A 21,462-nucleotide genomic window follows, 5' to 3' on the forward strand; every position below is an offset into this window, starting at 1 on the left:
ACGAGAATGAGAACGAGAATAAGCAAGAGAGATGCATCCACAGGATGGATCGATGGCGTAAGGGGAGAATGAGTTGACCTGCTGCTGCAAGTGCCCCCTGCCTGCCATAATCTACCAGAAGTACTCGGGGATGCATCTATGCCGGGCCCACTTTGAGGATGACATCCACCGCAAGGCGAGAGAGATTCTGCGCCAGAGCGGGCTCTTTGCCCACGGCCTGCGGCTGGCCCTGCTCATGGATGGAGGAGAGGGGAGCGCTGTGATGGCCAGTATCATCAAGAGCCTCTTTGGCTGCAGAAGGGATATCGATCTCATCGCCCTGATCGTAGATGACCGAGGTCCTGGCCTCAGGGCGGCCCGGGTTGCCTGCCAGCAGCTAGGGCTATTCTCGAGCATCGAGCTCCTGCCGGCTCCGCCCGGAATGGAGAGGAGAGAGGGGATCTTCTGCCCGATCCCTCCCGCCCTGTCCAGAGAGTGAGGAGGGCAGCAGACCTCGCGCAAGAGAGGGGGGCGGATGCCATGGCCACCGGCGAGGACCTGGACGACGTGGCCACAGGGATATTCATGAGCTATCTTGATGGGGATATTGATGGACTCCGATGCAGGCTGCCGGATGTAGAGCAGGGGATAGGGCAGGGGGGGAGGGGTACGATTCCCATCATCCAGCCCCTGCGGCGCATACCCGCCAGGGAGGTCAGGCTCTATGCCCTCCAGCATGGCCTCTGCTTCTGCCGGGAGAGGGGGAAGAGAGAGGAGAGACAAGCCCGGGCACGGGAAGAGCTATCTCTCTTTGATCTGCGCCACCCGGGAACAAAGTATTCCCTGCTGCGCAGCCTGGAGAAGCTGGGTTTGAGAGATCTTATCGATCAGGGACCGCCAGGAGCAAAGCCTTTAAGTGATGGTGAAAAATATCTCGATCCTGTGCCTCGGTAGCTCAGCTGGTCCAGAGCGATTGACTTGTAATCAATAGGTCGCGTGTTCGAATCACGCTCGGGGCTTTTCCAGTAAACCGGCAGGGGATGCAATTAAGACTAAAATAATTAGAAAGAAAAAGAAATGGTCCGGCCTCATCCCTGCCCCCACCGGAATATTCATTCAAGCCCTTCTCGTTCTCTTCACATCCAATCTGGTCTTGCACCTGGGACAGGCCTTTGGTCTGTTCACCCTCGTCTCCCATGCATAATTGCATTTGGGGCATTTCATTCGTTTCATATTAATACAGTTGTAATAAGAGTATTAATAACTTTCGATAGTATATGATTATCCCTATTACTCTGGCAAGGGCAAAGCCTATAATTGAATGGAGTGGGCTAATAGAGGAATTCATGCACGAGATTTTGCAGATCCTCTATGAGAATGCCAAGGCAACACCCTCTGAGATCGCAGCACTTCTCGGCAGACCGGAGGAGGAGGTGGCCGAGAAGATCAAAGAGATGGAGGATGCGGGCATAATCAGAAAGTACATCACCCTGATCAACTGGGAGAGGCTCGACCAGAGCGTTGTCTTCGCCGTCCTGGAGCTGAAGGTGGCGCTGCAGAGAAAGAGGGGCTACGATGCTGTGGCAGAGAGGATCGCCAGGTTCTCGGAGGTGGAGTCGGTGCGGCTGGTCTCCGGAGGGCATGACCTATCGGTCACCGTGCGGGGAAAATCGATGAAGGATATCGCCTATTTTGTGGCGGAGAAGATCGCCCCCTTGGAGGGGATCCAGTCCACCTGCACCCATTTTATCCTCAAGAGCTATAAGGAGCATGGGGCTATCCTCACCGATCAGCCCAAGCCCGAGAGATTGGTGGTAACCCCATGAAAAAGCAGACAAAAAAGCAGAGCCTCAAGAACGTACCCCCCTGGAATGCCAAAAGGCACATCAATCAATCTGTAAGGGACATGCCCCCCTCAGGGATTCGAAAGTTCTTCGACCTGGTAAACGAGATGAAAGGAGCAATCTCCCTGGGAGTGGGCGAGCCCGACTTCGTCACCCCCTGGCATGTGCGCGAGGCCTGCATCTACTCCCTGGAGCTGGGAAACACCCACTACACCTCCAATAAAGGCATGCCTGAGCTGAGAGAGGCCATCTGCCAGGAGGCAAAAAGGGACAAGGGGCTGGAGTATGACTCCAGTGAGGAGATACTCATCACCACAGGAGTCAGCGAGGGGGTGGATCTGGCCTTCCGGGCGACACTGAACCCAGGCGAAGAGGCAGTGGTGCCCGAGCCCTGTTATGTGGCTTACACCCCGGACATCATCCTGGCAGGGGGGGTGCCAAGGACGGTTCCCACCCATCTGGAGAACGAGTTTCGGGTGCAAAGAGAGGATATTGCCCCTGTAGTGACCGGGAAGACCCGCAGCCTTCTATTAAGCTACCCCAACAATCCCACCGGGGCGATAATGACCCGCTCGGATCTTGAGGATCTGGCGGATGTGGTGATGGAAAACGACCTGATTGTGATATCTGATGAGGTTTATGGAGAATTATCTTACAACAGGGACCACACCAGCTTTGCCCAGCTGGAGGGGATGAAGGAGAGGACCATCATCCTGAGCGGCCTTTCCAAGTCCCATGCCATGACCGGCTGGCGGATAGGATATGCCCTGGGAGACCCGGCGCTCATCGGGGCGATGACCAAGATCCATCAGTACACCATGTTATGTGCCCCCACCATGGCCCAGGTGGCGGCTTTAGAGGCGATGGAAGCGGGAAAAGAGGAGATGCTGCAGATGAGGCATGAGTACAATCTGCGCAGACGCCTCTTCGTCTCGGGGCTAAACCGCATAGGTATGGACTGCTTTGAGCCCAAGGGAGCTTTTTATGCCTTCCCCTCCATAGAGGGCTTCGGCCTCTCCTCTGAGGAGTTCGCAGAGAGGCTGCTGCATGAACAGAAGGTGGCAGTGGTCCCGGGGAATGTCTTCGGCGAGAGCGGGGAGGGCTTCCTGCGCTGCAGCTATGCCACCAGCAGAGAGGAGCTGATAGAGGCTCTGGACAGGATGGAGACATTCATCAAGAGCCTGTAGCCGGGGAGAGATCAAAAGGGCAGTAAGAGGAGAGGATAAGGAGAAGAGAAGGAGAGGATGAGGAGAGAGTAAATGCTCAAAGCCACCCTTCGATCGGAGAGGACCGATCGCCTGGCAGGGGGGCTGGCTGCCCTCGGCATCAGCCCCAACACCTGGTCGCTCATCTCCCTGCTGCCGGCCATAGCAGGCCTGCTCGCTCTGGTCATGCACCATCTCGCCATCGGCCTGGCGATGTTCGCACTCTCGGCTTTCATCGATATAGTGGACGGAACTGTCGCCCGGGTCACCAATCAGGTCACCGACAAGGGGGCTTTCATCGACGGGGTGGTGGACAGATATGTGGAGTTGATGCTCTACCTGGGGCTGCTCATCTATGTGGGCCGGGGGGAGTCTCTGGGCCTTCCCAATGAGGCCTGGATTGTGCTCCTGATATTTGGCGGGCTCATGACCAGCTTTGTCCGGGCCTATGCCGACCACCGGGGGATTGTGAAGGACCCGGGTGATCTGAAGAGAATGGGCGGATTCCTTGAGAGGCTGGAGCGGCTCATGCTGCTCTATTTCGGCATGTTCCTCGGGCTTTTCAATGATCAATGGCTGATGGCGATCATCATCCTGACGGCCATCCTGGCCAATGCCACTGCCCTGCAGAGGATCCGGTTCGCCCTGCAGAGATGAGGCCCGTGCTCTCTCAGCTCAGAATAGATTTCACAACGGGCAGACATTGATGCACAGGCCGCAACGCAATCCGCCCAGAGCATTGAACATATACTCAGCGCACTTATGCCGGCCGATCTTCCCATCGGGAGAGATGGCACCTACAGGGCAGATATCAATGCACTTCAGACAGCTTCTGCAGTGCTCATGGATAAAAGGCATCGATCCATTTTCATCAGCCTCCAGGGGAGCATCGGTCAGCAATGCTGTCATGCGAACTCTGGGGCCGAAGCCCTCTGTGATCAATAGGTGATTCATCCCGAAGTTTCCCAGTCCAGCACAATAGCCTGCATACTTGATGGAGACGCTTGCCTTTAGCGTCTCCCGATCAGCATACCAGTATCCAAACTCGCTCCCCTCCGGGGGGACGATTGTCGCCCGGTAGCCCTGCTTCTCGATCATCCTTGCAATCTGAAAGGCGATCACCCTCAGGGTTGCAGTTGCAGCCATGAGGGTATTGGTATATTCCGCCCGCCCCTTGGGGAGGGGCTCAAATGCTCCCCTGGGAATGCCAACCCCCAAAACGATGACCGACCTCAGACCGGGCATGATCTCCTGGGGTCTGTTTCCGAGATAGTCTGGATTCAGAAAACAGGAGGGGTCCGCAATGCCTATGAAGTCAGCATTCATTTCGATGGCAGCATCTTTTATCGCTTTGGTGAGGACGGGATCGCTCATACTCTCTTCTCCCTTTGAGGCTGGACTCTGATTATATTGATCGTATATATATCTCTATCTTGCTGACTGCTAATCTTTGAATGCAGACCGGGCCCATGCCAGTGGCTATGGGAAAAGACCTGCCGCTCTGAAGATTAACTGATATATATCGCTCCTCCAAGAGAGGCTTTCTGCTCCATAAAAAAATTCTGCCCATAAAAAAAGGGGGTCAGGATCCAATCGCTCTCAGGAAGATCTCGCGGATCCTATCTCGATACAGCCTGCAGCCCTACTTTCTCGCTGCCATCTCCAGCACACGGGCCGCCTCCGCCCCCGCCTCTAAGATCTCCAGGTTCTTGGGGATGAGCTTGGGCTTCTTGGCGAATGTGACGCGGAAGGCGTTCCCGTAAGCCTCTCTGGGCAGCCCCAGATCTCCAGCCTGCATCAAGGCCCCAAACATGGTGGTATTGGCAGCCATACTGGCTCCCCTGCCCACAGCGATCTCTGTTGCAGGCACCGATATGGCCTTCACCCCCTCAGGAGCCTGGAACTGGCCGGCCAAAGAGTCGTACAGGATCACGCCCCCCTTCTTGACGGAAGGGGCGAACTTCTCCAGGGATGGCCGGTTGAAGGCCACCAGCACATCGGGATGGTCTACCATCGGCGAGCCGATGGGCACTCCGGAGATGATCACAGAGCAGTTGGAGGTCCCGCCCCTCTGCTCCGGCCCGTAATCGGGATACCAGGATACAAAACGGCCGCAGCCAAAGGCTGCCTGGGCCAGGGCCAGGCCCATGCTGAGCACCCCCTGCCCGCCGAACCCGGCGATCTTCACCCCTTTGGGCACAAACTCCGGATCCTCTTCGAACTGAATGCAGCTATCATCCTCGCAGCCGAAGATCCTATTCAGGGATTGCAGAGAATAGTCGCTCTCCTGCCTGTTGATGGGCTGGGCCTGGGCTGACCTGTCCCGGAACCTCTTCAAGGGGAACTCCTTTTCCATCTGCTCATTGATGAACCTAGCACAGCCACGGGCATCCATCCTCAGGATGGTGGGACAGGGGCTGAGCAGCTCCACAAAAGCATACCCTTTCTTATCCCTTTGAACCTCCAGGGCCTTTCTCACCGCCCGCCGGGCCTTGCGGATATGCTCGATATCCGAGAGGCTGACCCTCTCGATGTACACCGGGGCGCTGAGGGTATCCAGGATCTCACAGATATGGATGGGATAGCCCTGCTCCAGGGGATCACGGCCCTGAGGGGTGGTGGCTGTGACCTCTCCGATCAGGGTGGTGGGCGCCATCTGCCCGCCGGTCATGCCATAGACAGTGTTATTTACGAAGAAGACCGCCAGCTTCTCCCCCCGGTTAGCCGCCTGGATGGTCTCGTTAAGGCCGATGGAGGCCAGATCTCCATCCCCCTGATAGGAGATGACTATGGCATCATCCTCTGCCCGGGAGATCCCCGTGGCTATGGCCGGAGCCCGGCCGTGGGCTGCCTGCACATGCCCGCAATCCAGATAATAATAAGCGAACACAGCACACCCCACCGGGCTGATCACAACACAGCGGTCCTGAATTCCCAGGTCGGCCATGGCCTCGCCGATCAGCTTATGCAGGATGCCATGCCCGCAGCCTGGACAGTAATGTGTAGCAGTGGGAGCAGATCCTCCCTTCCGGGGAAAGATATCATACAGCCCCGGATGGTCGCCGAAGAGCTTCTCCATTGCTGCCATTTATGCCACCTCCCTGATCTTATTCATGATCTGTTCTGCATCAATCAGATTTCCTCCGTAACGGGAGACAAGCTCCACCGGCCGGCAGCCGCTGGCAAGGCGGATATCATCCCTCATCTGGCCGTTGCTCATCTCCACTGATATGAATCTGCAGCCCCTGCCGGCAAGCTGGGCGATCTCCCCCTTGGGGAAGGGATAGAGGGTTATAGGCCGGAAGAGCCCGGCCCGGATTCCCTCCCTGCGGGCGCTGTCCACTGCCGACCGGGCGATACGGCTGCTGATGCCATAAGAGACCAGGACGACATCGGCATCCTCCAGACGGTAGCCATCCCATAAGACCTCATTCTCCTCCACCTGGCGGTACTTCTCCTGCAGCATCAGGTTATGCCTCTCCAGGTCGATGAAGTCCAAGGAGATGGATGTCACCAGATTTCCTCTCGTCTCTGCATTGCCTGCCACCGCCCAGCTGGTATCGATTGTGGGATGCGTCGCCTCATGGGGAAACTCCAAGGGCTCGACCATGTGCCCTAAGACGCCATCTGCCAGGATGATCACCGGGTTTCTGTACTTGAAGGCCAGCTCAAAGCCCTTGGCGGTGAAGTCGCACATCTCCTGCACACTGGCCGGGGCGAGGACTATGTTATGATAGCAGCCGTGGCCTCCACCCTTGCAGGCCTGATTGTAGTCGGACTGCTCCGGGCCGATGTTTCCCAGGCCCGGCCCCGCCCGGCAGATATCCACGATCACACAGGGCAGTTGGGCCCCAGCGATGTAGGTGATCCCCTCCTGCTTCAGGCTCATTCCCGGCCCGGAGCTGGCGGCCAAGACCCGGTGGCCGGCGGCTGCCGCTCCATAGACCATATTGATCGCTGCCTCCTCGGACTCCGCCTGGACGAACTTCCTGCCCACCAGGGGAAAGAGCCTTGAGGCCTCATGCAGTATCTCGCTGGCCGGAGTTATGGGATAGCCGAAGAAGCAGTCGCATCCTGCATAGAGTGCACCCACAATCACAGCGCTGTTCCCTGCCATTAATGCAGATGCCATCTTCAGCTCCCCCCCACGGACTTCTCCTTCTGAGGCACATGCACCTCAATTGCCAGCGGCTCGGGGCAGGTATAGTAGCAGGCAGCACAGCCTATGCAACCATCCCCTGAATAGAGCACATACTTGTAGCCGCGAATGTTCAGCTCATCGCCCATCTTCAGCACCCCTACCGGACAGGCCTCAATGCATCTCTCGCAGGCCTTGCATTCCAGGGTGTTGATCACCGGGTATGGCTTGTCCTTATCCCTGATCTCCACCCTTCTTATCTTGCCGCTGATGGTCTTGGGAAGCTCATCCACGAACTCCACTATGCGGGGATATTTGTAGGGAGCTGTAACCTTTTTCACATGGTCTTGCAGCTCCCTCTTCAATTCCTCTGAGGGGCTGAATCCCTCGGTCAAGACCACAGTGGCCTTGACCACCTGGCCGCGGATGGGATCGGGCACCCCGGTGATCGCCACCTCCAGGACGGCAGGGTGGGACATGAGGGCTGACTCCACCTCAAAGGGGCCTACCCGGTAGCCGGAGCTCTTGATCATATCGTCTGTCCGGCCGATGAACCAGTAGTATCCATCCTCATCCCGCCAGGCGGTATCCCCAGTATGATAATAGTCATCATGCCAGGTGTTATGGGTCTTGTCCGGATCCATGTGATAGTCGGTGAAAAGGCCTACCGGCTTTCCTTTATCCGTCCGGATGACAATCTCCCCCTCCTCGCCCACCTCGCAGATCTTGTTGTTCTTGCCCACCAGGAGGATATCATATCCTGCTGCCGGCTTGCCCATGGAACCTGGTTTGGCCTCCATCCAGGGATAATTGGAGATGCAGACCACAGTCTCAGTCTGGCCGTACCCCTCCATCAGCCGCAAGCCAGTGGTCTTCAGGAAGCTCTCGTATACCGATGGATTGAGGGGCTCGCCCGCGGTGACGGCATACTTGAGACGGGAGAAGTCGTAGCGAGACATATCGCTCTTGATCATGAACCTGAAGATGGTGGGCGGGGCGCAGAAGGTGGTCACGCCGTACTTGCCCATCTCGTCCATCATCCTTCCGGCATCGAAGCGATCATAATCATAGACGAAGACGGCCGATCCTGCTATCCACTGGCCGAAGATCTTGCCCCAGGCACATTTGGCCCAGCCGGTATCGGCCACTGTGTAATGCAGGCCGTCATCCTCCACATTCTGCCAGAACTTGGCGGTGAGGATGTGGCCCAGAGGATAGGTCTGATCATGCTTTACCAATTTCGGGTAGCCGGTAGTGCCGGAGGTGAAGTATGCCAAGAGTATGTCATCGTTCTTTGTTGCCTGATCCCCTGTGGGGCGGATGAAGTCAGCGCTGGCCCTCTCCAGCTCCTGATCGAAGTTGATCCAGCCCTCCCGGTTCAGATCCCGGCCTCCCACCAGGGCTTTGACCAGGGGGATGTTCCCTGCCTCGTTATGGGCGGCATCAAACTCCGCCGGAACGCCATTCTCGCCGATGCAGACTATCATTTTCAGGTCTGCTTTTTTGATCCGGTAGAGGAAGTCCTTCGCCTTCAGCATATGGGTGGAAGGGATGGAGATGGCGCCCAGCTTGTTCAAGCCCACCATGCACACCCAGAACTCCCAGCGGCTCTTGAGGGTGAGCATTACAGTATCGCCCTTCTTTATCCCGCAGCTTTGAAAGAGGTTGGCTGCCTTGTCGCTCAGTCTCTTCAGATCCTTGAAGTTGATGGTCTTCTCCTCTCCATGATCATTGCACCAGACAAGGGCACGTTTGTCAGGACATTCAGCAGCATAAGTATCGACGATGTCATAAGCGAAATTGAAGTTCTCGGGGATGATTATCCTCAGATCCTCTCTGAAGTCATCGTATGATTTGAAATCCAATCGCGTGACATACCTGGGCAGTAAAGATGTCATATTCAATCCTCTGTAATGGGTTTACATGACCACGGCCAGAATCTTCACCGGCCTATCATTTAAGGCTTCCATGACGTGGTCATATGTTGAATCAAAGAATATCGAGTCTCCTTCATTGAGAATGACCTCGTTTTCATTGATGGTGATCTTCAAGGTGCCCTCGAGCACATACTCGAACTCCTGGCCTGGATGGCTGTAGAGCGAGTGGCCGGGATGTGATTGGCTCTCTTTTTTGGGATCGATGGTGACGATAAAGGGCTCAGCCTTCTTATTGGCGAACTTCCTGGCCAGGCTCTGATAATGATACTGCTTCCTGCGCTCCACCTCCACCCCCTCGCCCTTGCGGGTTATGGTGAAGATGCTCATCTTGGACTCCTCGCCGGTCAGCAGCAGTCCTGTGTCCACGTTCAGCTTTCGCGCAATGCCTATGAGGGCGCTGGCCGGGATGTCCAGCTTTCCCTCCTCATAGCAGTTGTACGCATCCACTGGTACATTCAGGTGCTCTGCCATCTCTTTGGATGATACTCGGTTCAACTCTCTCAGCTCACGAAGTCGCGTTCCTATCTCCTCAAGCGTTTCTTTCATGCACATTCCTCGGCGCATCCCAACTTCATGGTCCAGAGCAGTAGATCCAGGCCACAGGTAATGCAGGATTGAGACTGCCCCACATTTATATTTGAATCTATCTCTGCAAGTCGGGCTGGTTCGGCTTAAATGAGATCGATCCAGGGAGATCCACATCGATCGAGCGGCAGCGTGGCATATGCCTTGCTTTTCCATAGAAGAGGGTGAATGCTAATCCTGCAAAAACAGATAGGCTCCTCGCAGCCCCTTGCAGCCCCTTGCACCCTCCTGTGAATGAAATCAGGGACTGCTGTTTATCCCGCCTTATGCCTTCGTTCCTTTGTGCTGAAAATTTGCTCTATCCTTTGTGCTGAGCTATAGATTTGCTCTATTCTGGGCGCATATACCTCCGGCCATCAAGAGATCCAGTCATCCTCATCCAGCCAGCTATCTGATCTGCCCTTTGAGCTGATTGCCTCTGGACCTCTTCTCCTGCCGGCTGCAGCCATGACGGCAGATCGAGAGCGGCTGCTTCCCCGTATGAGCTGATAGGATATCTCTGGGTCGATGCTGTACCGGTCCAGGTAGGCATGCTGGGAGAGGTGCTCGCCCTGGGCGGAGATGTAGAGGGGATCGCCAATGACTGGAGTTATCTTCCCTGCAGGAAGGACCCATTCAAAGCCCTCAGGGAGGGTGCATTCCACCCAATCAGAATCTTCGATCTGAGCATCATCTGAGATCTCATTTACCACTCCACAATTTTTGCAGATTATCTTCTTCATATTCCTCGCCTTCAATTAGTGTATTCAGCTAATAACAGTATATATAATTTACTAAGCAAATTCATATGATAATGGCCATACCAAGATGGAAATATTGAAATAGAGTACCGGCATGCTCATCGTTAATCAACCAGGGTGGGATCTCGATGTAATGCCATCCAACTCGATTTGGCATTCAGTCGCAAGGGTTATAAACTCTGAAAAATATCTATTTAAGTATGAGGGCCTCTATGGGAACGAGAATCACCTATTACAATCTGGCTAAAGATAGATTGAAGGGAAGGCATCCCAGGATATACAATCTCATTCTGATATTCATATTGCTCCTGCTTACTGGCGTCGCCGCCTTTCTGGTCTCGGATATCATCTCCCTCGGCATCGATCATGATAAAGCAGGCCAAGAGGGAGTGGGGGATGGCGGGCTGGAGAAGGGGCTCTCCCCCGGGGCCCTAGATGGCAACTCATCCCCAGATGAGGCAGTAAACGGTCAATCCACCTCGAATTCGACCGCCGAGGACAGGGTGGTCAGCGCGAGCCGAGAGCTGAACTCATCCCCGACAAGCTCCACAGCAGGCCTGGCCACAGCCTCCACTGCCTCTGCGAGGAAGGCCGGCACATCTACCAGCAAAAAAAGCAATAGCTCATCGGGCTCATCGAGCTCCTCAGGTTCATCGGGCTCCTCAGACTCCTCAGGTTCACCGGTCTCTTCAGGCTCCTCAGGTTCATCGGGCTCATCCGGCTCATCAGGCTCATCCGGCTCATCGGGCTCATCGGGCTCATCGGGCTCATCGGGCTCATCGGGCTCCTCAGACTCCTCAGGCTCACCGGTCTCCTCAGGCTCATCGGGCTTGCCTCTTTCAAGATCCCCATCCCAGGGGGAGGCAGAGGAGAGGGGCGCCATCGCGAACAATAAGAGCGAGAATAACACCACCACAGATAGGGCATTGATCACTCAGATTCTGGCAAATAGCTCAGCAATTCACCCTGCGCCAAAGGATACTGCAGCTTCTGCCGATCAGCAACAGAAGGGGATGTCAACAGGGCTATATCGCAATGATGGTCCGCAGCAGCCTGCCGATATCAAGGAAGGAGATTCCGAATCCGGATCGGAGCAGCTCAAGAGCGAGATTGGCGCTATCAGGACACCTGCCCGGATGAAGACTCTGGCAGATGACACGGAATCGGCAGGGGCTGAGAATGCAGCAGAAGCGGAAGGGCAGGCCAAGGCAGAGGCGAAGGCAAAGATCGAGGCCCCGGTCAAGATCGAGCTGCCAGCCAGAGCAGAGACTGCAGCCAACACAGAGGCAGCAGTCAGCACAAAGACGACTGCCAAAAGTGAAAATAATCAGCATGAGAGCCTGTCAAAGCAGAGTACTGATTTAGCCGGGGAAATGGCCGAGAGGGATGAGAGGATGGCCAGAGAAAGGGCTCTGTTATCCTCATCCATTGAGAAGGGCTTGGAAAAGAGGAGCGAATCTGCCAGAAAAGCGAGCCAGATGGCATCGGAGAGGAGCGCAAAGCTGCAGGAGAGACGCTCAGAGAAGGATGATATCATGGCTCAGAAAAGAACAGAGCGCAATGATGCAGCGATGAGCACAAAGGCTCTCTCACAGGGCAGAGATGACGGCCCGAGTTCGGCCCCTGCACTACCCTCTCCCTCTGCACAATTCACATCTGAGCAATCCGCACCATCTGCACAAACCGCTCCCTCTGCACAATCCACATCTGAGCAATCCACTCCAGCGGCACTGGAGGGAGATGATGCTGCCTCATTGACAAAGGCCTCAGCCTCGTTCCCCGATCGGGCAGAGAGAGACTGGAGGAGCAGCCAGTCAGAACGGCGGGAGAAAATCGCTGATCAGAGGGCCGATCGAAATGCTGCTGCAGCAGCAGCGAAGGCCTCAGCCGCAGCCCTCAAGGCCCAGACCCAGTCAGAGCGGATGAAGGCGAAGGAGAAGGCCAGTGAGATGGCCCTCTCAGCGGCGAATGCAAGGAAGAGCAAGCTGCAGGAGAGCAGATCCAGATCGGACCCAGATCAAAATGCTGTTATACGTCTGGCATTTTGATTTAAATAAATAAAATTATATCAGATTGAACTTGCCCGAGACTGCTCTCTTAGGCCTTCTGCTTTGATATCCTCATGATGCATCCCTCATCGGTATGCTCGACCTCCAGATTCATCTTCAGCTCAGAGATCACCTTCTGCCAGTGGGATTCTATACAGGTCTTGCAGTGCTCCCGAGCGATCAGGTTCGCTCCCACCCGGGCAAATGACTTGGCCCCCTCCATCTGGCCGCAGCGAAGCCGCCTGATCTCAACAAATCCATCTCCTTCTACCACCTCCACCACACTGCCAAAGAGGTTCTTGTCATTGGTGGCAATGGCCATGGCCACCCCCTCCGGCTCCTCCAGGCCTAGCTGCTTGAATGTGGCTGCAACCTGGCGGGCTCCGATATCCTGAAACTCCCTCAAGCCCTTCTTGCCAAGCTTCCGGGCTACATAGCCGCTGCTGCCATAAAAGCTTCCCATCCACATGGCCACCACCCGCTGCTGGATCTGGTCCAGGGGGATATCCGGAACTTCTGTCATATCGACCCAGGAGCGATCCCGTCTGTTATAATACTTCCGCGCCCTGAATTGAGCTGAATCAGGCTGGATGCCGGGAGAGTGCATCCTCCAGAAATGCGGCAACACCCCCCGGATAATAGACCTCGAGGGCATCAAGCTCAGCCATCTTTCCCGGATCAAGAGAGCATTCCTTCATAAGCCGGGCATAACGAGACGCCTCCTCCTTTTGGCCTTTGCCGCTGCCCTGCACCAGCGGAATCTTCAGCTCTCCGATCTGCTCAGGCAGCAGCCCAATCGATCTCACCCCAATCCGGGCAGTGCAACCCCTGGGTCTTGAGGCCTCGATCAGCTCGGCCAGCTCCCCGGCAAAGAAGGCATCCCTCGGGCTGAGGTCGGAGAGGGTGAGGATGGTCATCTCAGCAGAGGCACGGGCGAAGAGGGCGGCCAGGGCCTCCTGAGAGGGGCGGCGATCTGACCAGACCAGGGCAACTCCATGCTTTTTGCATACGGGGATGAGAAGGCTGGAGAGCGAGGGTTTATTCAGCCAGACCTCAATGGCCGGGGAGGACCTCATCCGTCGGCCGCTCACATTTGTCTGCTCTCCCTCCGGCAGAAAGCCGCCCTCTTCGGAGAGCTCCTCGATCAAAGCCTCCGGGGAGACAAATCCCATGGCGATGGATTTGCGCGCCCACTTGGAGAGCTTCAGCCCGTCTTGCTCGTGATAGGGCCTCATGATCCTGATCTCCCCCACAAACCCCCCGCAGATCGGATACTCAGAATCCTTCATCTGCAGAGCATGATAGAAGAGCCCTCTCAATGTGGTCCTGGGCCTGCCGGTCCTCCGGAGGAAATCCTGGTAGACCCTGGCTACCCATTTGGACTTGGTCTTGTCCGTCTCTGTAAAGACATATGCCTTATCATTATCACATGATTCATTGGCTGTAATGCCGCCCATGCTCACACCTTTGCTGCTGGCTTCACAATCATTCTTTCACTGCCATATCTGCAGGCCTGGTGTATATATGGTAAGAAGTTTCTCCTGGTATACCGCACTGCGCAAAGGGAGACGATAACGAAAAGGAGACGATAACGCTATGAGAAAGGATAGCTGAAGCCCATGCCCGAGCTTCCTGAGGTAGAGCTGGCCAGAGGATATCTGGAGGCGGCTGTCCTCTGCCAGCCCATAGAGGAGGTGCTAGTTGAAGATGAACGCATCCTCTCCCGGATCACTCCGGCTGAGATTGAGCAGCACCTGGCAAAAAAGAGCTTCCGCTCAGTTCAAAGGCATGGTAAGAGGCTCTTTTTGGAGCTGGACGGGAGGCTGTGGCTCACAATTCATCTGGGCATGACTGGAAGGCTGATCTATCTGCAGAAAGGGGAGGATGAGCCTGCCCATACCAGGCTGCTGCTCCGATTTCAAAACGGCTTCTGTCTGGCCTTTGACGATCTTCGGATCTTCGGGGAGGCGGGGCTCACAGCAAGCCCCTCCTCTTTTCTGGCAGAGGCGAAGACAGGGCCTGATGCCCTGCAGGTTGACCGGGAGGGATTTGCAGAGATCATGCGCGGCAGGAGGGGAGCTATCAAGTCCCTTCTCCTCAATCAGAGGCTCGTCTCCGGCATTGGAAACCTCTATGCTGATGAGGCCCTCTTTCAGGCGGGCATACATCCCCAATCCCGGGGGCTGAATGAGCTGCAGCTAGGCCGCCTCCACTCCACCATTCAGGAGGTACTGAGAACATCCATCTCCGTCCAGGCGGATTTTAGCCGCCTGCCCGATTCCTACCTTCTCCGCCACCGCCATCCCGGCGGCCTCTGTCCCCGGGACGGCACACTTCTCAAGCACGAGAAGCTTGGCGGACGGACCAGCTACTACTGCCCTGAGCACCAGAGGCCATTCGGCCACAAGCATCTATCTGATTATCGTCCTGCCCACTGAGATCAGGAAGAGGGCGAAGAGAAACGAGCCAACAAGCTTCTCCAGGGTGAAGATGAAGTAAAGAGCGCCTGTGGCGGCGCTGTTGGGATCATCTATGAGCCTGGTGCCGGAGAGAAGGAGGGTGAGGCTGAGGTTTACTGCCTCCCCCAGGCCCATAGATCCAGAGGGGTTGAACAAGCCCGGAACGGCAGCATAAAAGAGGGAGAAGGCAAAGAGGAAGGCGGCGGAGAGGAGAAGAGGGCGGAGGGGGCGGACGCCATAGCCATAGGAGGCCATGAGTATCCAGTCGATGGGGCGGTAGTGGGCCGGCAAGCCCGGCCGGCGCTCATTTCTGTAGTGATAGTAACAGTCGTCAGCATCCTCGAGAAAGCCCAACCTCTTGAAGTTCTCAATTAAAAGCAGATATGCAGTCTCTCCATCGCTATTGGTGCTGATCAGCTTGCTTTTTCTCTCCAGGTGCTCCAGGAAGCGGCATCGATACTTGGGTCTGGTCAGGCTCTTCCAGCGGATGTGAAGCTTCTCATATTTGATCCGGCTGAGGATCAGGCCGCCATCGAAGGTGGCATCGATGAAGAATGCATCTCCAAGGAGATGAGCGGACTGGAAGCTCGACACTCCTGTGAAGTGGGAGCTGCTGAAGTCGGCATCGTGGGCGAAATTGGCCTTTCTGAACGAGGCATCCTTATGAAACTGGGATCCCTTGAAGTAAGAATCGCCCTCGAACTGGCAGCGATTGAAGCTCAGACTCTCCATGAAGATGGATTTTCTGAAGTAGGCCTCCCTCTTGAAGAGCGATTTGCTGAAGAATGCCTTCCTCTCGAAGAGCGCCCGGTTGAAGCTTGTCTCATCCTCAAACTGGCATTTGTTGAAGCTGACCTCTCCGGAAAAGGAGACATTTCCAAAGTCGGCAACCGATTTGAATAGGGAGCCGCTGAAGCTGGCCTGCTGATGGAAGCTCGATCCCCTGAGGTCGACCGGTTCCAGGAAAGCAGTCCGTCCCAGGGTCACTTTGCCATCGAATTGGGAGTTGGTTATCCTTATGGCGGAGCTTACCTGAAACCTCTTCTCCTCCACTGGCAGGCTGGCATAACCTATGATCAGATCACCCTTGATGAGAACCTCATTGAACTCCACCGACCTGCCCTGCTCTATCTCCGCCAGGATTAATGTGGCAGGGATCTGCCTGAGGCTCATTGAGTTCTGGCTCTTACCGGCCAAAGCTGACTCTCCTCACAATAGGATACTGCATTTCTTGATATACTCTTTGATATGCTCTTTGGCCTTTTAATTATATGGAAGGCTTGCTGCAGAAAACCCCGCCTTGTAAGGTACATTCCCAGCGCAAGATCAAGGCCTGGTCAGCTATTCCTCTGCCAGCAGGATCTCATCTGCCGCCCAGCCGCCCCCACCCCGGCAGTGCGCGACCACAACAACTGCCCGATAACGAGATTGCAATAGGCGACGGCAGCCGAGGGCAGGTGACCTGAGATTAGATCGGATTAGATCGAATTAGATCGAGCTGGCCGAAGAGCGATCAGATAGATCAGGATGATCAGATTCGTTAAGAGCCGATGTGATGCAAGAAGAGCATTCCCAGGCTGAAGAGTCAGACTGAGCATTCTCGCATGCGCCACACGAAATCCAATCCTCCGTCCATTCCTGCTTGATGGAGCTCAGGCCAAGACAGGAGGATCCCTGCCCGGCAGAGCCGCTGCCCCCGTCCTGTGCGCCCTGAACTTCTATCCTGGAGGCGATATCTCCCTGCGCATACCCGGAAGCATCAGCAGAATATAATGAGATATGAGCCCGATTTACATAGATTCCTCCTCGCATTGCTCTGAGGGTGTAATTGATGCGCCTTGTCTCCTCCGGGTGAAGATCAGCGATCGTCCAGAGAACCTCACCGGTGCTCTGGCCTGTGGCAGCAGGGGATGAGCTTTGAAATACCATGCCATTCGGCAGCAGATCTCTAACCGCCGCCGTCATGGTCTGATTGTTGTGATTCGTCACAGAGATGCAGTAATGAACCAGCAAGGGGTCTATTGGGTCTGCCCGAGCTTTCTTGGACGCAGACAGGTGGGGCGAGCAGCAACCCAGCCAGTCAAGCTGCAGAGATGATAAGGCCTCTGCATCCGTCCATTTATCGGATTGATTGCTGCGAGCTCTGACCCGATTGATCAGGCTGTCCGCCTGCTTCTCAGTTATATTGAGCCTGAGCTCTATGATAGCAGAGGCTCCAATGCCCAGATCGATTAAAGTCCACTGGGCGAGGCTTCTGTTCAGTTCAGAGGGCCTCAATGAGGAGGAGACATATTCTGTGCCGGGCGGGAAATAGTCAGTTATGATGATCGGCCCAAGTGCTATGTTTCCGTCATTTGTTACATTTATAACATAGTCAATGAGACTGTCTCCGGCTGCGGAGAGCTTTCCTGATATAGTGAGGTTGAGGTGGGGCTCGTCAAACCGAGCCACTCCCCCTATATTCAGCTTTCTTGAGATATCATAGCGGCCGCTATACTCCTCAAAAAGATATGTGCCGCTGTCGTCTTTGCTTGTGCTCGGCAGGCTGCTGAAGGCTTCAAAGCGAGCAGTTCCTGAGAGATTGAGATCGGTTCTCATCTCAGCCAATCCCACAAGAGCAGTGATCTTATTAAGGAACTCTGCATTTGAGATCTGCTCTGCGATGTAGCTTGCCGGCTCGGAGCTGGTCGAGCTCTTTGGATTTAACTCTCCTGATCGGGAGCACATACCTTCTGCCCACTTTTTAGAGATATTTATATTGAATCCTGATGGATAGATGTAATTAAGGGGTCCATAACGGGCATTTATGAGTTTGTCCATGTGGTCTGTCTGAGTTTGAATTTCCTCCATTGACTGATATGCTCCCGTGCCGGAATGGTAGCTCATCTGCCTTCTTCCCGCCCTCTTCTCTGAGCTGATCGATCCGTTGCCTGTGGCTGAGTGCACAATAACAGCATTCTTGCCGTATTCATCAAATCTCTTATCGACCTCGAATTGTCCCAGATAGTCCTCTTCCGAATGGTAAATGGCTGGCCCATTGGAGCGGGAGGAGTTGTTTGAGGGCATCTTCTGTTCCCTGAAGTGGCCGGCACCCTCAAAAGATATCCTTGATTTCGCAATAGAGCCATTTTTATCCAGGGCGATCGAGCTATTGCTCTTGATCATCGCCGCATACATGATCTGCTGCTCAAAGAAGGCGCCCGTCTCACGATTCTTCGCCATTTGCATTTCAGACCAGCTAGAGGCATAGTCTATCGATCTGCCCTGGGGAAGTGAGAAGGAGGATATGCCGAAGCTCTCTGCAAGATCGGTATCGATCTGTACAGTCTTATTCAGGGAGGAGAGCTGGGATCTGATGCTTTTCGAATAGCTGCCGCTTCCATGCGTTGTAGACCTGAACTCTATCCCCTTTGAATCCTGAACCTGTATTGCACAGGTCGATGAATTGAATTCCCTTCCATAAAAGGCGGTGATATTGGCATAATTCACCAAGCTGGTGGGCGGAGTGGCTGTTGATAGCCTCTTGTTGGAATATACATACCCCTGGCCATAGACCGATTGATCCTCTTTAAACATCAGATCTGGCCTCTCTTTGATCCTGATAAAGAGCTCAATAGATCCATTAGTTCCCGGCGCCATCGTCCCCACCTTCCATATCAAGGTATTTCCTGTTATATGATCGGGCCCGGGAGTCGAGTTCATATATTCGACATCAGGAAGAACATCATAAATGGTCACGTCATCAGCTTCGAGTTCGAGGTGATTTGCATAATTGATTGTGTATTTGACTGTATCTTGAGGCGAGTAGGCATCCTTGGTCGATCTCTTGCTTATACAAAGCGAAGGATTTTTTATAGAAATGTAATATTTGCACTGAGAATTATATGAAATCTGGAAGATGCCTGAATATGGCGGCGTCCATATCACCACTGCTCTTTTTGTCTCATTGAAACCGTCCACTGGCCGGCCTTTGCTATCCTGAGCCGTCCACTCATCGCCATCAAGCCAAAAAGGAGCGGAAAATGTCACAGGCACTCCAGCATATCCGCTTTCAGCCCCAATATAAGAGCAATTGGTGCTGATGCCAGGAAATTGTTCAGCCGCTGTTTTTGTTTTGAGACTGGCTCCGCCCTCATCAATGGCATTGCTCACCATTGCCAGGTTGACAACTGTGAGGTTGGTGGGGGCGATCGCTCTAAAGCTGAGGCTGACTGTTATGGAATTGCCGGGCGGAAGTGGAGATGTCGGCAGATCATTCAGCAAATCATTCCAGGTCAATGTAGATTGGTTGTCCTCATCCCAGGGAATACTGGAGGTCATGGGCTTTATAAATTGTTCAGGATAGTCCTCAACCAGACGCAGTACAGAGATATTGTTCTGACCGGTATTGGTGATGGCGATCCTATAATATATGACATCTCCAATACCAATATCATATTTATTTCCCAACAGTGTCTTTTTCAGATCCAGATCTCCTTTTAAATCAGAGCATTGATATATTGTTATTTTATGCTTGCAGAAATTATTATAAGATATGATAAATTCTCCAATTGCAGCAGGCGTCCAAATGACCTCGGATTGGGTGGGATCATCAAAACCACCTACAGGCACATTATTGCTGGCATTGAATGCCATCCATCGATCCCCCTGGCTCCAAGATGGCGAGGAGAATATGATAGAAGAGCCAATACATCCTGTCGATGGCCCAAGCAAATGACATTGAGCCCTTATGCTATCGATTGTGCTCTCCGCTGATACGGCCTTCAGAGTAGCCCCATTCTCAATCCTGGCTCCAATCACCCTGGCGATATTCGTCACCTTCAGACTGCTAGCAGCAATGGCCCTGAAATTGATATTGATATTTATGGACTGACCTGGATGCAGAGTGGAATTCAGCAAATCAATCCAGGCCAGTGCAGATCCTGTATCCTCATCCCAGGGCAGATCAGAGCTTTCTGCTCTCAGGAATTGCTCTGGATAGTCATCTAAAAAAGGCATAGAGACTATACTGCTATTCCCAATATTGGTTATGCAAACACGGTAGGTGATGATATCATTCACCCTGATGTCATCTGCAGCAGAGAGGAGAGTCTTTTCAAGTCGAATCCCTCCATTTTCCCTCGGAAGGACTGTTACCTCAATCTCATCTTTGCCCACGCAAATGCTATCAGCATCAATGCTATTTGCAGCATAAACAGCTATTGTGACGTTCCTGGGCTCGCTGACCTCAGGTGCAGTCCATTTAAAAATGCTTTCTTTGCAGGAATCATACGATCCATCAGATGGTACCCAGTAAAATTTATAACCGGGCCCTTCGAAATCCTCTCCATCCAAGGATTTCACATGATAGATGTTAACCGTACCGGAATAGACTGTATCTGAGTAGGCGGAGCAGTGCGATATATTTACTAAAAATATAATTAAAACAATCATTATTAACTTGGTTTTTTTTATAAGAGCTGATTCGCATCTCATAATAACTCCGTTTATGATTTTATAACCCAATTTGGATTACTATTATATATATCTTTTGAAGTTATTATCATAAATATTTAAAAATATAAATTATTAAATTGGTAAAGAGGGACATGGCGCATCGCCATGTGCCCTGATCAGCGGTCTACCTCACAGTTATGGTATTGAGTGGTATATCCACGACTTGAACCTGCACCTGGCATGAGCCCTGGAAGGCATAGGGAGCCTTCTTGGCGAAGTAGCCCGTTACTACCACATATGTGCCTGATTTGGGAGCAACCTTATGCCAGACCAGCCCCACATCGGAGCCATCGCCAACAACATGATCGGCGAAGCTGTTATACTGAAGGCTCTCGGGCATATCATCCTTGAGGAAGACCCACCAGCGCTGATTGACCTGGCCTGGAGTTGAGCCTGTACTGTAGGAATATTTATTCTCATCAGTGATGCAGATCTGTTTGGGTGCCTCAGTCTTGATTGCGCACGGCCCAGGCTTCACAATGGGGAAGGTCACACAGGCCTGGTTGATGCATAGCTGTGCCTCACGTGCAGTAACCATCAATTCGAAATAATAATTCTTTGCATATTCAGAAGCTGGAACTGTATAGGAAATGCTTTTTGTATTGAATGTTGCAACAGTCTTGCCACTGGCATCCTCTTCTTTGACAGTCCAGTAATAATCCCAGTGAACTCCCAGGGCCTGCTGATCAGCCGGTACATCAGGGCCACTCAGGTCGATTATATCTCCTGGTGCAACTTGCCCCTGCTGGATTGGAGTACAAGCCGCAAATGCACCCGATACCATTCCCATCAGGCATAGCGAAAACAACAGTGCCAAATTATTCACAAATCTTTGCATATAGATATCACCCTGAAAGAGCTCTCCGCCTCGAAACTATTTAAAATTTGTTATTAACTTTATTATAGATATAATCTTCTTAATTAAAATTATATTAATTATGAAATTTACTAATAATAATAACCCAGTGTTATAAAATTTTACTAAACCCAACTTATTTAAGCATCTATGTCATAAATTTATTTTAGGCGTA

20 protein-coding genes and 1 tRNA gene are annotated in these 21,462 nt (G+C 53.5%); 9 read left to right on the top strand and 12 right to left on the bottom strand.

Annotated features, from left to right (window positions below; translation table 11 throughout):
* Positions 1-73: 73 nt before the first annotated feature.
* From IPI63_RS08275 to IPI63_RS08300, 6 genes are all read left to right on the top strand, one after another.
* Entirely contained in the window at positions 74-478 is a 405-nt protein-coding gene (locus IPI63_RS08275) for a hypothetical protein (protein WP_292477910.1), read from the top strand.
* On the top strand, positions 475-933 hold the full coding sequence (locus IPI63_RS08280) for a hypothetical protein (protein WP_292477911.1): 459 nt from the start codon (positions 475-477) through the stop codon (positions 931-933). Before IPI63_RS08275 ends, IPI63_RS08280 begins: the two co-directional genes overlap by 4 nt.
* A tRNA-Thr gene (locus IPI63_RS08285) sits at positions 924-998 on the top strand. The genes IPI63_RS08280 and IPI63_RS08285 overlap by 10 nt, the downstream gene beginning before the upstream one ends.
* A gap of 327 nt (positions 999-1,325) precedes the next feature.
* Complete coding sequence (locus IPI63_RS08290) at positions 1,326-1,805, top strand: Lrp/AsnC family transcriptional regulator (protein WP_214064897.1); 480 nt, start codon at positions 1,326-1,328, stop codon at positions 1,803-1,805.
* Complete coding sequence (locus IPI63_RS08295) at positions 1,802-3,010, top strand: aminotransferase class I/II-fold pyridoxal phosphate-dependent enzyme (RefSeq protein ID WP_292477912.1); 1,209 nt, start codon at positions 1,802-1,804, stop codon at positions 3,008-3,010. The genes IPI63_RS08290 and IPI63_RS08295 overlap by 4 nt, the downstream gene beginning before the upstream one ends.
* A gap of 72 nt (positions 3,011-3,082) precedes the next feature.
* Positions 3,083-3,685, top strand: coding sequence for a CDP-alcohol phosphatidyltransferase family protein (locus tag IPI63_RS08300; RefSeq protein WP_292477914.1), 603 nt, complete (start codon positions 3,083-3,085; stop codon positions 3,683-3,685).
* A 30-nt stretch (positions 3,686-3,715) separates the two neighbouring features.
* Here IPI63_RS08300 and IPI63_RS08305 read toward each other — a convergent pair whose 3' ends face one another.
* From IPI63_RS08305 to IPI63_RS08335, 7 genes are all read right to left on the bottom strand, one after another.
* On the bottom strand, positions 3,716-4,402 hold the full coding sequence (locus IPI63_RS08305) for a 4Fe-4S binding protein (RefSeq protein ID WP_292477915.1): 687 nt from the start codon (positions 4,400-4,402) through the stop codon (positions 3,716-3,718).
* A gap of 268 nt (positions 4,403-4,670) precedes the next feature.
* Positions 4,671-6,116 (bottom strand): 2-oxoacid:acceptor oxidoreductase family protein, encoded by a 1,446-nt coding sequence (locus IPI63_RS08310; RefSeq protein ID WP_292477917.1) that lies wholly within the window; start codon positions 6,114-6,116, stop codon positions 4,671-4,673.
* Entirely contained in the window at positions 6,117-7,160 is a 1,044-nt protein-coding gene (locus tag IPI63_RS08315) for a 3-methyl-2-oxobutanoate dehydrogenase subunit VorB (protein WP_292477918.1), read from the bottom strand.
* A 2-nt stretch (positions 7,161-7,162) separates the two neighbouring features.
* Entirely contained in the window at positions 7,163-9,064 is a 1,902-nt protein-coding gene (locus IPI63_RS08320) for an AMP-binding protein (protein WP_292477919.1), read from the bottom strand.
* Between the two features lie 21 nt (positions 9,065-9,085).
* Positions 9,086-9,649: a helix-turn-helix domain-containing protein gene (locus tag IPI63_RS08325; protein ID WP_214065257.1), complete on the bottom strand. Its 564-nt coding sequence runs from the start codon at positions 9,647-9,649 to the stop codon at positions 9,086-9,088.
* Between the two features lie 395 nt (positions 9,650-10,044).
* A complete protein-coding gene (locus IPI63_RS08330; protein WP_292477920.1) occupies positions 10,045-10,410 on the bottom strand; it encodes a hypothetical protein in 366 nt (121 codons plus the stop codon).
* A gap of 487 nt (positions 10,411-10,897) precedes the next feature.
* Positions 10,898-11,320, bottom strand: a complete 423-nt coding sequence (locus IPI63_RS08335; protein ID WP_292477922.1) for a hypothetical protein — start codon at positions 11,318-11,320, stop codon at positions 10,898-10,900.
* 121 nt (positions 11,321-11,441) lie between these two features.
* On the opposite strand from IPI63_RS08335, the gene IPI63_RS08340 reads away from it, so the two are divergent.
* A complete protein-coding gene (locus IPI63_RS08340) occupies positions 11,442-12,476 on the top strand; it encodes a hypothetical protein (RefSeq protein WP_292477923.1) in 1,035 nt (344 codons plus the stop codon).
* 49 nt (positions 12,477-12,525) lie between these two features.
* On the opposite strand, the gene IPI63_RS08345 is transcribed toward IPI63_RS08340, so the two are convergent.
* Complete coding sequence (locus IPI63_RS08345; RefSeq protein WP_292477924.1) at positions 12,526-12,999, bottom strand: hypothetical protein; 474 nt, start codon at positions 12,997-12,999, stop codon at positions 12,526-12,528.
* A 58-nt stretch (positions 13,000-13,057) separates the two neighbouring features.
* Positions 13,058-13,933 carry a hypothetical protein gene (locus IPI63_RS08350; RefSeq protein ID WP_214065262.1) on the bottom strand — a complete coding sequence of 292 codons (876 nt, stop codon included), beginning with the start codon at positions 13,931-13,933 and terminating at the stop codon, positions 13,058-13,060.
* Positions 13,934-14,095: 162 nt separating this feature from the next.
* Between IPI63_RS08350 and IPI63_RS08355 the strand changes: the two genes are divergently transcribed.
* Positions 14,096-14,914, top strand: a complete 819-nt coding sequence (locus IPI63_RS08355; RefSeq protein WP_292477926.1) for an Fpg/Nei family DNA glycosylase — start codon at positions 14,096-14,098, stop codon at positions 14,912-14,914.
* Here IPI63_RS08355 and IPI63_RS08360 read toward each other — a convergent pair.
* Positions 14,888-16,132, bottom strand: coding sequence for a pentapeptide repeat-containing protein (locus IPI63_RS08360; protein WP_292477927.1), 1,245 nt, complete (start codon positions 16,130-16,132; stop codon positions 14,888-14,890). The genes IPI63_RS08355 and IPI63_RS08360 overlap by 27 nt on opposite strands.
* A 291-nt stretch (positions 16,133-16,423) precedes the next feature.
* The gene (locus IPI63_RS08365) at positions 16,424-19,384 is read right to left on the bottom strand and encodes a hypothetical protein (RefSeq protein ID WP_292477928.1); all 2,961 of its coding nucleotides are present in this window, start codon (positions 19,382-19,384) and stop codon (positions 16,424-16,426) included.
* Between the two features lie 280 nt (positions 19,385-19,664).
* On the opposite strand from IPI63_RS08365, the gene IPI63_RS08370 reads away from it, so the two are divergent.
* On the top strand, positions 19,665-19,808 hold the full coding sequence (locus IPI63_RS08370) for a hypothetical protein (protein ID WP_292477929.1): 144 nt from the start codon (positions 19,665-19,667) through the stop codon (positions 19,806-19,808).
* Positions 19,809-20,555: 747 nt separating this feature from the next.
* Here IPI63_RS08370 and IPI63_RS08375 read toward each other — a convergent pair.
* Entirely contained in the window at positions 20,556-21,248 is a 693-nt protein-coding gene (locus tag IPI63_RS08375) for a hypothetical protein (RefSeq protein WP_292477930.1), read from the bottom strand.
* Positions 21,249-21,462 lie beyond the last annotated feature (214 nt).

The organism is Methanothrix sp. (assembly GCF_016706325.1).
In the GTDB taxonomy this organism is placed as follows: domain Archaea; phylum Halobacteriota; class Methanosarcinia; order Methanotrichales; family Methanotrichaceae; genus Methanothrix.